The 12162-nt window shown below is 59.2% G+C and carries 11 protein-coding genes; 7 read left to right on the top strand and 4 right to left on the bottom strand.

What is annotated here, in order from left to right; genetic code table 11:
* Positions 1-16: 16 nt before the first annotated feature.
* Positions 17-1363: a DUF4041 domain-containing protein gene (locus tag K0V07_RS06945; protein WP_220623813.1), complete on the bottom strand. Its 1347-nt coding sequence runs from the start codon at positions 1361-1363 to the stop codon at positions 17-19.
* A 138-nt stretch (positions 1364-1501) separates the two neighbouring features.
* On the opposite strand from K0V07_RS06945, the gene K0V07_RS06940 reads away from it, so the two are divergent.
* Positions 1502-1939 (top strand): META domain-containing protein, encoded by a 438-nt coding sequence (locus tag K0V07_RS06940; protein WP_220623812.1) that lies wholly within the window; start codon positions 1502-1504, stop codon positions 1937-1939.
* A gap of 218 nt (positions 1940-2157) precedes the next feature.
* Here the strand turns inward: K0V07_RS06940 and K0V07_RS06935 are convergent, their stop codons facing one another.
* Positions 2158-3633: a sigma-54 dependent transcriptional regulator gene (locus tag K0V07_RS06935; protein ID WP_220623811.1), complete on the bottom strand. Its 1476-nt coding sequence runs from the start codon at positions 3631-3633 to the stop codon at positions 2158-2160.
* Positions 3634-3840: 207 nt separating this feature from the next.
* Between K0V07_RS06935 and K0V07_RS06930 the strand changes: the two genes are divergently transcribed.
* Positions 3841-4473 (top strand): superoxide dismutase, encoded by a 633-nt coding sequence (locus tag K0V07_RS06930; protein WP_220623810.1) that lies wholly within the window; start codon positions 3841-3843, stop codon positions 4471-4473.
* Positions 4474-4564: 91 nt separating this feature from the next.
* Here the strand turns inward: K0V07_RS06930 and K0V07_RS06925 are convergent, their stop codons facing one another.
* On the bottom strand, positions 4565-5569 hold the full coding sequence (locus K0V07_RS06925) for a 2-enoyl thioester reductase domain-containing protein (RefSeq protein WP_220623809.1): 1005 nt from the start codon (positions 5567-5569) through the stop codon (positions 4565-4567).
* Positions 5570-5746: 177 nt separating this feature from the next.
* Between K0V07_RS06925 and K0V07_RS06920 the strand changes: the two genes are divergently transcribed.
* The 5 genes from K0V07_RS06920 (at position 5747) to K0V07_RS06900 (ending at position 10834) form a co-directional block, all read left to right on the top strand.
* The gene (locus K0V07_RS06920; protein WP_220623808.1) at positions 5747-7882 is read left to right on the top strand and encodes a M3 family metallopeptidase; all 2136 of its coding nucleotides are present in this window, start codon (positions 5747-5749) and stop codon (positions 7880-7882) included.
* Between the two features lie 156 nt (positions 7883-8038).
* On the top strand, positions 8039-8785 hold the full coding sequence (locus K0V07_RS06915; protein WP_255568170.1) for a zinc metallopeptidase: 747 nt from the start codon (positions 8039-8041) through the stop codon (positions 8783-8785).
* A 143-nt stretch (positions 8786-8928) separates the two neighbouring features.
* Positions 8929-9321, top strand: a complete 393-nt coding sequence (locus tag K0V07_RS06910) for a hypothetical protein (protein WP_220623807.1) — start codon at positions 8929-8931, stop codon at positions 9319-9321.
* Between the two features lie 87 nt (positions 9322-9408).
* Entirely contained in the window at positions 9409-10095 is a 687-nt protein-coding gene (locus K0V07_RS06905) for a hypothetical protein (protein WP_220623806.1), read from the top strand.
* A complete protein-coding gene (locus K0V07_RS06900) occupies positions 10088-10834 on the top strand; it encodes a prepilin-type N-terminal cleavage/methylation domain-containing protein (protein ID WP_220623805.1) in 747 nt (248 codons plus the stop codon). Before K0V07_RS06905 ends, K0V07_RS06900 begins: the two co-directional genes overlap by 8 nt.
* Before the next feature lie 22 nt (positions 10835-10856).
* Here K0V07_RS06900 and K0V07_RS06895 read toward each other — a convergent pair whose 3' ends face one another.
* Positions 10857-12098, bottom strand: coding sequence for a hypothetical protein (locus K0V07_RS06895; RefSeq protein WP_220623804.1), 1242 nt, complete (start codon positions 12096-12098; stop codon positions 10857-10859).
* Positions 12099-12162 lie beyond the last annotated feature (64 nt).

The following is a 12162-nucleotide window of genomic DNA, read 5'->3' as shown; positions in this document are numbered from 1 at the left end:
AGGAAAAAGTATGCGGCTATAGCTCTGCGGGGAATCTTTCCCCCTGCCATTGCAAATCCTCCAACATTTGATTTCGGCGAGCTAGCGTTTCATGCCATTCCTGAGCTTCACGATCCTTAAAGAAACTAGCATTGGGAGCTAAACGAGAAACCGCCTCCTCCACCTCTTCAATTGTTACGCAAAAGAACTCTTTACGCATATTGACCATATTGATCCTTCTGTCAGCAAACTCCTTGTGTAAGGCGGATTCTAATGCAGGTGCTTCTTCCGAATAAATCATCGCATGCGTATCAAACGTAAAAGGCACACTCGCATCACCCAATTCACGAACACGATCATCGGGGTTCAGTCTGCGCGTAAGCCCAATCTTAACCACATCATTACCAAATGAACCAACGTTTGAAATAATATAGACATATCCAGACTGAGTCATCTCAGCCATGGCATGGGCCCGCTCACTATTTTCCCGAGCTTCTGCTAATGCGGCCTCCAGTTCCGAAATTCTAGCTTCGTCAACACCAGCTGCTTTTCTTGCTTTATCCAAGAGTACTTGAAATTTTCGCTCCTCACGCTCTGCCGCCTCGGCTTCCGCTAGCAATCTTTTCTCTTCTCTCTCAGCCCGTGCTAGCTCCGCCCTCTCGTCTTTTTCTTTTTTGAGCTGTTCACGATATTCATGGGTCAGTCGTAACTCCTCTATTTTGAGCTGAACGTATGAATCATTTATAACGATATTCATCGATCCATTCTCCCGGTTTATCGCTTTTTCAGCTGCTAAAATACGTTTTTCCATCGCATTAACGTTGTTCCACCGAACATTAGCGATCGCCACGCCACACTCGTTGTTGAAAGCTCGCAACGAAAGTCGCACCTGTCTGTTAATCATCACTTGGCCCTTAGACACGCTCCCATCAACAGTCCATGCAGTCGGGCACTGCAGGGCAGTTTTCTCTGATACCAATATTTTTTGAAGCTCTTGCACTTGCTTAATCCTTCTCTTGAAAGCCTCGCTATCATTGAAATCGAAGTGTGGTTCATAGACACCTAGCTCTGCAAACGAGAGCCGCTCATCGTAAACGGCGACCTGCGCTTCCAGCCGATCAAAGATGGCCTTTTTCTCAGAATACGAAGACCGAAGTTGATCTATTCTGAGACTTAAACCTGCCTCCTCCTGCCCCATCTGAAACAAAGTCGCTTCTTGGTCAAAAACAGAGGAATACTTCAATCGATATCCTTCGATTTCAGTATCTTTTTCCTCAATGACAGATACCATGCGACTGATCTCAGCGCGACTCTCTGTACGTACAATCTTAATCTGTTGCTTCGACAGAACCCACAGCACACAAAACAAGATAGCCACGGCCATACATAAATATGAAAAATCCATAAACATCATAATAATCACCAAGACGGTTCCGCCAATATTTTAATCTATACAATCACTTAAGCCACACCCCACCATAACGACTTGCCTTCTCTGCCCCTAACGCCTTTGCTCGCGGGCATGAAATTCATCCTCGCTCTTCTTTCTGTCGTTTCTCTTTTCGCGTTCGCGGCCTGCTCGCACACGCCGGTCCCGGTAGCCGGCGCCTACATCGTGGCCGAGGTCAACGGTACCGAGGTCGAGACCCCGCAGCCGATCACTGTCACCTACACCGGTGAGAGCCTCGTGGGTAAGGGCCCGATCAACAACTGGTCGGTTCCGGTCGATCCGCAGACGCTTAAGCTCGGCATCGGCTTCTCCACCAAGATGGCTGGCCCCGAAGACCTCATGCAGCTCGAAGACCAGCTCCTCAAGGCGATGGACGGCGCCACCCTCACCTCGCGCTCGGACGATGTGCTCGTGATCGTCAAGGACGGCAAAGACGTTGTCGTGCTGACTCCGGTCGATCCGACCTCGACCACCGGCACCTCCTCCCCGACTGCCATCCCCGAGAAGTAGAGAGGATACGGTCAAGAAGAGCACAAAGTAGACACGAAGCTCACGAAGACCACCCCAAGAGAACCACAAACCTTTCCGCAAAAGCCCGCCTGCAATGGCGGGCTTTTTTGTGCGCTCGAAGCCAGGAGAAACACGATCCTCATCGAGCCCTACGCCATGCCTTTGCCACCAGCAAAGGCATGGGATGCGCAGCATCCAGGGTTCAGGGCAGGCCCTGGCTAGACCTTGCCCGACTTGCGCCAGCGGTAGAGGGTCGTCGGGTGGATGCCGAGCTGGGCGGCGGTCCAGGCGAGGTCGCCGCCGGATTGCTCCAGCAGCTCCTTGGCCATCTCAAAGCGTTCGCGCTTGTTCGGCATGGGCGCACGGCGATATGGCGCAGGATCGGCATGACCGGCACCGCCGTAGGACGATGAGCCTCCGCCAAAAGGCGCACGTGTACCGCTGCGCGGGCTCGATGTGTTACTGGCCTGCGGGACAAAAGGCACCCGGCTACCGCCCCCAAAGGGTGTCGGGGTATTGCGGCGCTTGAAGCCACCGGGAAGCACGGTCGTGTACGGGTCGGTCTTTTCCGGGGGCTCCCACCAGGCGGCCCGCATGGCCGGCCCCGTGTAGTGGATGGCCAGCCGGTCGATCACCTGCTTGAGCTCGCGCACATTACCGGGCCAGTCGTAGAGCTGAAAGCGGTAGATGAGCTCGGGCTCGATGGTCTCAAAGTTTTTCCCCAGGCGGATGGCGGCGGCGTCGAGGAGCGAGCGGGCCAACTCGGGGATGTCCCCGGAATGATGGCGCAGCGGCGGTGTGTTGAGAATGATCTCGGAAATGCGGTAGTACAGGTCGAGCCGGAAGCGCCCGGCCTCGGCGTCGGCGCGCAGGTCGCGGTTCGTAGCGGAGATGACCCGCACGTTACAGCGGTACTCTTTTGTGCTGCCCACCCGGCGGGCCTGCCGCGTCTCCAGAAAGCGCAGCAGCTTGGGCTGCAGGGAGATGTCCATCTCACCGATTTCATCGAGGAAGATCGTCCCCCCCGAGGCTTCCTCGACCAGGCCGGGCTTATCGGCTCCGGCCCCGGTAAAGGCGCCCTTCTGCACGCCAAAGAGTTCGCTCTCCATCAGGTCGGAGGGAATGGCCGCGCAGTTGACGGCGACAAACTTGCCCTTGCTGGAGGAGTCGTGCAGGCACTCCGCGACGAGCTCCTTACCCGTGCCGGACTCGCCCATCACCAGCACGCTGGCGTCCGTCGGGCCGATGCGCTGGATCGACTCACGCAGGGCGTTCATGGCACTGGACTGGCCGATCAACTTCTCATTCTGGCTCTGGCCAAGACCGCCGTAGAGCTGCCACCAGAGCGCCTGCGACTTAGCGGCGGCCTCGATGGCCTCGTTCCAGCGCTCATCCGAATCACTCTCGTCGAGCACATCGTAGGCACCGTCACGGGCGGCATTCATGACATTGAGCGTGTCCATGCTCTGGCCATAGACCAGATAGTAGCGGCTGGCTCTCGCCAGGATCACACGCTGCTCACTCCAGCTCTCCTCCTTGGAGGAGCTCCAGGGGATCAGGTAGACCATGTCGGTGGAGTTGGGGTCCAGCGTCTGCACACGCTCCGGGCTCTCCGCCCTGACCCCATGGCCGAGCAGATGCAGCCGCTTCAGGATCTTCGGGTTTTTCTCCCGCGTGAGCACACAGACCTTCATCTCAAGTGCAATGTATGGAAAGAAGCAGCTGCTTTGCAAATGCAATCCACGCCACCTTCCTGTGCCCGCAAGTCATAGACAACCTCGCAGGCTAACGGCAGGGTCTATTGTCAGGAAAAATGCCCGACGGCGTTGACGTGCGGGAACTTTGGCTGTCTATTGCGAACTCAAATCCTTCTAAAACAACTGTTAACCTCACTAAGCAAGATGGCTTACGAATTACCGAAACTGGATTACGCCTACGACGCGCTCGAGCCTCACATCGACGCACAAACGATGGAGATCCACCATACCAAGCACCACAACACCTATGTGACCAAGCTCAATGACGCCCTGTCTGGAGCTGGCATCGAAGGGCCCGAATGCCCGTCCGAGTTGTGTGCCAAGCTGGGTGACATCCCCGAAAACATCCGCACGGCCGTCCGCAACAACGGTGGCGGTCATGCCAACCACTCTTTCTTCTGGAAGATCATCAGCCCGAATGGTGGCGGTGCTCCGACCGGCGAGCTGGCCAAGGCGATCGACGAAGCTTTTGGCTCTTTCGACAAGATGAAGGAAGAATTCGCCAACGCAGCGGCCACCCGCTTCGGCTCCGGCTGGGCATGGCTCTATGTCGACGCCGACAAGAAGCTCAAGATCGGCTCGACCGCCAACCAGGATAACCCCTGGATGAACTGCGAATGCGTCCCCTGCCACGGCCAGCCCGTGATCGGCCTCGACGTGTGGGAACACGCCTACTACCTGAAGTACCAGAACAAGCGCCCTGACTACATCAGCGCCTTCTGGAGCGTGGTCAACTGGGCCAAGGCCGACGAGTACTACAAGGGTGCCGTCTCCTAAACGGGACAGTCTCCACGAACTCATTTAAAACAAAAGCCGCCCCCGATTCGGGGGCGGCTTTTTTGTGTTTAGAAAAACGAAGCGGTAGGGCTTAGCCCTGCCAGTCAGAGGTGATGAGGACCTTGCCTTTGCGGCCACCGGCGTTGGCGCGGGCGACGGCTTCGGTGGCCTTGTCAAAGCTGTAGGTGCTGTCGATGGGGAGCTTGAGCGCGCCCTTGGCCATGAGGTCGAAGATCTCGGCCTGCATGGCGTCAAACTCTTCCTTACTGTGCGTGCGCACCCACTTGTCCATCCAGAAGCCACACAGGTGCAGATCGTTGAAGATGAGGTTGCGCGTGGGGAAGCGAACCTTGTCCCCGACCATGCCGCCAAAGGTGACAACCTTGGCCGAGTCGGCCATGCAGCGGATGAGGCGGATCACACTGTCGCCGCCGATGGAGTTGAGCCCGAGGCGCGGCTTGGCCCCGCCCGTCAGCTCTTTGATCTTCTTTTCGTAGCCGGACTCCTCGGCCACGACCACGTCTGCGCCCATATCCTTGAGAATCGGCTCCCAGGTCTCGGCGTCGCGAACGACGTTGATCGTCTTCAGGCCGCAGTGGTGCGCGAGCTGGATCATGGAGACCCCGACGGCGGAGTTGGCGGCGTTCTGGATGATCCATTCGCCGGGCTTGAAGTCGATAAAGTCGCGCAGGATGCGCAGGGCGGTCGGCGGGTTGATAAAGGCCTGCGCGGCCATCTCGGCCGGGACTTCGTTAGGGATGGCGATAAAATCTTCGACCGGGGCGACGACGGCCTGACGCCAGGCACCAAGCGCCTCGGGCATCTTGACCTGCTGACCGACCTTGAGCTCCGTCACACCCTCACCGACGGCGAGAACGACGCCCGCGCCTTCACGGCCACCGACGGCCGGCAGGTCAGGCAGGCGCCCGTAGGTGCCGCCGATCATCCCCATGTCCGAGGGGTGAATGACGGCCGCACGCAGAGCGACCAGCGCTTCTCCCTTACCGGGGTTTCCGGCGGGCATCGATTCGAGCTTGAGGACGTCTTCGGGCTTGCCCCGTTCGTGGTAGCGGACTGCTTGCGGTTCTGTATTCACGCCAGTATTTAAGCATACGCAAAAAATCCCTGCCACAAAATTCCCCAGCGCGTTTCAGATTTATAAGCGCCACACGCGAAGCAGATAACTCCGGCCACGATCAATTCCACGTCCGCGCCTTGACGTTTTTTGCGTTTGGCATCAGCGGTGAATCCGACACCTTTGCAAATCAAACCTATGGACCATCCCTTTCTCGCCGACACCTTTATCATCCCCTGGCACCTGCTCACGCCTGCCCAGATCCAGCCCGACATCGAGCTGGCCCTGAAAAACGCACAGGCGCGGCTAGACGCGATCGCGGACACACCGCTGGAGAGCGTGACCTTTGAGAACACCCTGCTCGCCCTGGAGGCGGCGACCGAGGAGCTCACCCGTGGCTGGGGCAGCGTCGGCCACCTCGACAGCGTCTCGAACAGCCCCGCCCTGCGCGAGGCCTACAACGCCATGCTGCCCAAGGTCTCGGAGTTCTACACCCGCATCAGCCTGAACGAAAAGCTCTGGCAGGTGATCAAGGCCTTTGCCGAAACCGAGGAGGCCAAGGCCCTTACCGGCACCCGCAAGCGCTTGCTGGAGGAGACACTGGAAGACTTTCGCAGCAGCGGTGCGGACCTGTCGCCGGAAAAGAAGAAGCAGCTCGAAGGCATCAACGCCGAGCTTTCGCGCCTGACCCAGAAATACGGCGAGAACGTCCTCGACTCCACCAACGCCTGGGAACTGCTGATCGAGGACGAGGCGCGCCTGTCCGGGCTGCCGCAGTCCGCAAAGGATGCCGCCCGCGAGTCCGCCAAATCCAAAGACCACGGCTCCGATGAGAAGCCCGTCTGGCGCTTCACTCAGCACATGCCCTCGCTCCTGCCCGTCATGAAGTACGCTGATGACGAGTCCCTGCGCAAGCAGGTCTGGGAAGGCTCCATCGGCGTCGGCCACAAGGAGCCGCACGACAACACCGACCTGATCTGGAAGATTCTGGAGCAGCGCCAGGCCAAGGCCGAGCTGCTCGGTAAGGCTAACTTTGCCGATCTCGTGCTGGAGCGCCGCATGGCCAAAAACGGTGCTGCCGCCCTGGAGTTTACCGAGGACCTGCACGCCCGCATCAAGGACGCCTTTGCCGCCGAGACCGACGAGTTGGAGGCTTTTAAAGCCGAGCAGACCGGCCAACCGCAGGACCACCTCCAGCCTTGGGAGGTCGCCTACTGGTCTGAAAAACTCCGCAAAAAGCGCTACGACCTCGACGAAGAAGAGCTGAAGCCGTACTTCCCGATCAACCGCGTCGTCACCGGCATGTACGACCTGGTGGAGCGTCTCTACGGTGTGAAAATCGTGCAGCGCCCCACCCGCTTCACTGACCCCGAAAGCGGCGAGGAACAGCGCTTTGACGAGGGCACGCCCTCAGCCGATCATGTCGTAGCCGAGGTCTGGCACCCGGACGTAAAGTTCTACGATCTGCTCGACAACGACGGCACCCACATCGGCTCCTTTTACGCAGACTGGTACCCGCGCGAGTCCAAGCGCGGCGGCGCGTGGATGAACTACCTTCGCACCGGCGGGCCGCTCCCGGATGGCTCCGTGGCCCCGCACCTCGGCCTGATGTGTGGTAACCTCAACCCGCCCGTCGGCGGCAGGCCCGCGCTCATGAACCACCGCGAGGTGGAGACCATTTTCCACGAGTTCGGCCACCTCCTGCACCACCTGCTCGGCAAGGTCGAAATAAAATCCCTCAACGGCGTAAACGTCGCCTGGGACTTCGTCGAGCTGCCCTCGCAGATCATGGAAAACTGGTGCTGGGAAAAAGAGGCGCTCGACCTCTTCGCCAAGCATGTGGACACCGGCGAACCTCTGCCCACTGCCCTGCTGGACAAGATGCTCGAAGCCCGCAACTTCGAGCAGGCCACCGCGACGATGCGCCAGCTCTCCTTTGGCAAGATGGATCTCGATCTGCACACCAATTTCAAGAACCACGAGGGCCGCGACCTCGACGCCTGGGTGGACGAGTCCCTGGAGGGCTACCGCGCTCCGCTCAAGACCAAGTCCCCCGCCATCGTCCGCCGCTTCACCCACTTGTTTTCCGACCCGACCGGCTACGCCGCCGGGTACTACTCCTACAAATGGGCCGAGGTGCTCGACGCCGACGCCTTCACCCGCTTCAAGGAGGAAGGGGTGCTCAATGCCGAGACCGGGAAGGACTTCCGAGAAAAGATCCTGCAAAAGGGTAACTCCGAGCCGCCCGAAAAGCTCTTCCACGACTTCATGGGCCGTGACCCGGACCAGAACTCGCTCCTCATTCGAGCCGGGTTGATGGCAGAGCAGCATTAAGGGAGTACGTTCCTCACAATACCCCTCTCATGCGGAGGGAACCTTTTCGCGAGTTGCCTGTAATAGAGCAAGGGAGGGATGGGCTGTGCGTACCCGCATAACCGACCGCTTTCCCTTGAAAACCAGCGTGAACTGCATTTGCTATACGACACTACCATGAACACAATTCTCTCACTTTCCCTTTTCCCCACGCTCGGCATCATCATCCCGATGGGCAGCGGATGGGGGCTGTGGCTCGTGCTCGTCGTGCCGACGATTATCCTCGGCCTGTGGGCACAGCATAAAGTCAAAAGCACTTACGGCAAATACAGCCAGGTGGCATCGCGTGGCCGCATCACCGGGGCTGAAGCCGCCTCCGCCGTCATGCGCAAGGCCGGGATCACCGATGTGGAAATCGTCGAAATCGGCGGTCAGCTGACCGACCACTACGACCCGCTCCACAAACGTCTCGCCCTGAGCAGCGCCAACTACCGCGGCACCAGCCTGGCCGCGCTCGGCGTCTCCGCGCACGAGGCCGGACACGCCATCCAGCACAAGGTCGGCTACAAGGCCCTGCAACTGCGCATGAGCCTGATTCCGATCACGACCGCTGCCTCGCAGATCCTGCCGATCGTGCTGATCGCCAGCTTCTTCCTCCCCTTCCTCGCCGCAAACCTGATCGGCCTAAAAATCGCCGTGGCCTGCTATCTGGTGCTGACGATTTTCCAGCTCATTACGCTGCCGGTCGAGTTTGACGCCAGCGCCCGCGCCCGCAAGGAGCTCGTCGGGATCGGCATCATCGACCAGGATGAAGCCGTCGGTGTCGTGCGCACGCTCAACGCCGCTGGCTGGACCTATGTGGCCGCGTTCATCAGCTCGCTCGCGAACCTGATCTACCTGTTCCTGATCTCCCGCGACCGCTAGCCCGGGGTACACCCGGAGCCATGAGCACCAGAGGTTGACGCCTGCTCAAACGAATCTTTACCGGAGCCGGACTTCATTCGCGAAGTCCGGCTTTTTCATGGCATTAACTTGACTTATTAATAACGACACGCAGCTTGGCTTATATGCTGCGCATCTCTGGCTGCTGCCTGCTCCTGCTGGCCCTTTTCTCCGCCCTCAATGTTCATTGGGCGGTCCTACAGGGTGTGGCCTGGGCAAGCATGCTCAGTGAGGAGCAGCAGCGCGGCGCCAAGCTACGCGAGGCGATTGAGCGGACCTTTGGCGGGGAGTATCCCTGTGATATCTGCGGTCTGGTCGACGCTAATCTGCTTAAGGAGCCCAAGCCTCTCAAGGCTGCCCGCCAGGCCGAGTACCTGAGCGTTAAGCTCCTTCTGCCACGGGCCGAGCGCCTGTCGCTCACCCCAGTGGGGCAGCGAATATCCCTGCCCCCGATGATTCATGAACAGGCGGCTGTGTTGCCGTCGCTGCCGGAGACGCCCCCTCCACGGGTCGCCTAAGCGTCTCCCGATTCCCTATTCGTTCCCGTGCGCCTGTTGCGCATGGGCTTTCACTGTTTGCAGCGACACACAAACACTACGCAACTCATGTATCATAAACTAATTTCGATATCGCTTCTATGCGCCTGCGCACTCACCGCGCGAGGTGAGGAAATCAACACCGTCGGCCAAAAGATGCCGATGATCCACATCAACATCGACTTCAACAGCTATGCCGCCCCGGCAAGCGCGTTGACCGTAATCGTGGACAACTCCGTCCCCGAGATGCAGCCACTGAGCACGCTCTCGCCGGGCAGCAGTTTCAACCCGTCCGACCCCTGGTACGCCACGCTTGATCCCAGTCAGGAGGGGCTGGCCTGGACGCGCCAGTACGGCTTTGTGACTACGTTCGATCCCGCCCCGGAGGGCTTGTACTTCTGGGTCGATATGGATGTATCCGGCAGTGGTTTGGAGGCTTACTACGTGCGGGACTCTTCCCCGACCGAGTTCACCGCGATCTTCGGCACGGATGGCTCCAGCACGCAGTGGATGTACCCGGACACGATGACGCATCCGGTCTTCGCAGCGGATCCCACCGTAGCCAGCTACAGCGTCTCCGGCACGATCTATCTGGGAGACATCGACGGTATCGCCGACAGCTCCTACACGGCTCAGTCCTTTACCCTGGACTTCACCGCCGTGCCGGAACCCTCCACCTACGCACTGGGAGGGGGCCTGCTTGCTCTTTCCCTGCTGAGCCTGCGCCGCCTTAAGCCCACGCGTACCGATGCTTAGGCCTTACCCACCGATCCAGAGTCGCACCCGGTCCCACACCGGGGCGGCCTTCTCGCTGGTGGAGGTCATGGTGGGCCTGGTCATCCTCGCCCTGCTGGGAGCGCTGACGGCATCGGCCGTCAACAGTGCCCAGGAGAGCGCCCGGCTGAGTAAGTCCACGGCAACGATCCGCCAACTCGGCACCGCCGCGCTGGTTTACGCCACGGATAATAAGGGAAGATGGCCGCGCAGTAACCACTCCTTTACCCGCAGTGAACGCCAATGGTGGCTCGCCCTCTCTGGCTACCTCTGGAAAGAGCCCCTGAGCAGTCGAGGTGACCCGCGCTACATCCAGTACGAAGCCCGCATGCTGCGTGACCCGCTCAACCCTGCCGAGGGCTCTGGCGGCAGCCTGTCGAACCGCTACAGCTACGGCATCAATGGCTACCTCCAGCTCGACCCGGCCATCGACGACTATGAAGGCCGCCCAGCGCACTGGGGGAGCGCCCAGTTCGTTCCTCATCCAGAGCGCACGGTCCTCTTTGCCGCGAACCGCCAGCAAACCAGCGACCACTTTATGGCGCACTTCTGGAGTAAGCGCGGGGACGACTTAACGGACCTCGATCCCCGCAACGACGACAAAGTCGCCTACGTCTACTGCGATGGACATGTGGCCTGGCAACTGCCCGCAAAGGCGTTTGCCCCCGAGGCAGGCGTTGACCACTGGAATCCTTCGCGAGCCGGAATCATGCGCCCGTAAGCCAAAGCAAAACGCTAGCGCATCACTCGCTTGTCGTCACCGACAAGCGCAGGAATGTCTGCGCCCCGATGGCAGGCGTCAGCGTGACCCGCATCTGGGCGATGTCACCGTCGAGGCCGACCTGCTCGGGCGTCAGCGAGGACGCACTAAAGGCGGTGTTGAGGAGGTCGTCGGTCTCCTGCACCTCGATGGTCACGCTCTCCGGGAGCGTGCTCTGCTGCCACGAAAGGACCATACTGCTGCCCGACAGAGCCGTCTGCGGGGAAAGCGTTGCATCAGCGACCACCGGGTTCGTCCCGTAGGCAAATTCCTCCAGGTTGGTCATGCCGTCAGCATCCGGGTCGGCGGTAGAGGCGGCATCGGCCCCACTGAGGGAATTATCCGTCAGCCAACCCGTATACGTGGACAGGTCCGGCAGCGCTGCCTCGATCTGCGAGGCATAACTGGAGATACGCACGTAGTAGTTTGCGTCACCGGTAAAAGTCGTTTCCTCCTCCACCGTCTGGTATTCTCCAAAGGTGGAGCTATCGCTAGTCTGCACGAGCGTAGCCAAGCCTGACAGAACCCATTGACCACCGATATATTGAAAAAGAGCCGAGCCCGAATCACTAAGAGCTAAAGCCCCCTCATTATCGCCAGCGTCGTTATTGGCATATATCGCCAGTCCGTTGTAGGTGTAATTGTAGTCCGGTACGTTTGCGACACTAACAGCCCCTTCCACCTCGTTCGTGCCCCAACGCTTTACGATCGTTGGGTATGAGCCCCAGTCCCAGGTGCGGGTCGTATCAGTCTGATCTTCCTGGATGGGATCTCTGCCCATGCCATAGCCAATCATGACGGTGGTCGTCGAACGGCTTCGATCAAACATGCTATTGGTATTTAGCACGATATCATCCAGACCGGGATCATCGACCAGCTTGCACAGCTTCATATCCACTGAGCCGGTACCTGTTGTGATTTGAACAGGGGTGAAATTCTGATCGATGAGGGAGTAGGTCTCACCATCAAAGGTAACCAAACGCTCACCGGTCGGGACATGATTTGCGGTCAGGAAGTACTTTCCCCGCACATGAATAGCCGTGCCATTACCGTTACTGGCCGGCTCGCTTCCACAAATGCTCCCGACCTGCTCCCAGGGTGCACCGTTAGCGGGTGCGGTTTGGTTGGCACTGTTGTCACCCGAGTAGAGGATCAGCGCCTGGGCTGGCAGGGCCACTCCAGCCATAAATGCCGTCAACGCGGCCAGTTGAGAAAAGGGCTTCAACGGGTATTCAACGGAGGTAGGATTTACATCAGGAACTGTGAGCGGGTTAGAGGCACGGGGAAAC

Source organism: Ruficoccus sp. ZRK36 (assembly GCF_019603315.1).
In the GTDB taxonomy this organism is placed as follows: domain Bacteria; phylum Verrucomicrobiota; class Verrucomicrobiia; order Opitutales; family Cerasicoccaceae; genus Ruficoccus.
The sequence above is the reverse complement of the archived record's forward strand: the minus strand, read 5'-3'. Positions and strand labels throughout refer to the sequence as shown.

What these genes read in the sequence shown, in the direction of transcription:
- K0V07_RS06905 (WP_220623806.1), top strand. Translation starts at nt 9,409, where the DNA reads ATGTATCATAAACTAATTTCGATATCGCTTCTATGCGCCTGCGCACTC.
- K0V07_RS06945 (WP_220623813.1), bottom strand. Translation starts at nt 1,363, where the DNA reads ATGGCCGTGGCTATCTTGTTTTGTGTGCTGTGGGTTCTGTCGAAGCAA.
- K0V07_RS06920 (WP_220623808.1), top strand. Translation starts at nt 5,747, where the DNA reads ATGGACCATCCCTTTCTCGCCGACACCTTTATCATCCCCTGGCACCTG.
- K0V07_RS06935 (WP_220623811.1), bottom strand. Translation starts at nt 3,633, where the DNA reads ATGAAGGTCTGTGTGCTCACGCGGGAGAAAAACCCGAAGATCCTGAAG.
- K0V07_RS06900 (WP_220623805.1), top strand. Translation starts at nt 10,088, where the DNA reads ATGCTTAGGCCTTACCCACCGATCCAGAGTCGCACCCGGTCCCACACC.
- K0V07_RS06915 (WP_255568170.1), top strand. Translation starts at nt 8,039, where the DNA reads ATGAACACAATTCTCTCACTTTCCCTTTTCCCCACGCTCGGCATCATC.
- K0V07_RS06940 (WP_220623812.1), top strand. Translation starts at nt 1,502, where the DNA reads ATGAAATTCATCCTCGCTCTTCTTTCTGTCGTTTCTCTTTTCGCGTTC.
- K0V07_RS06910 (WP_220623807.1), top strand. Translation starts at nt 8,929, where the DNA reads ATGCTGCGCATCTCTGGCTGCTGCCTGCTCCTGCTGGCCCTTTTCTCC.
- K0V07_RS06930 (WP_220623810.1), top strand. Translation starts at nt 3,841, where the DNA reads ATGGCTTACGAATTACCGAAACTGGATTACGCCTACGACGCGCTCGAG.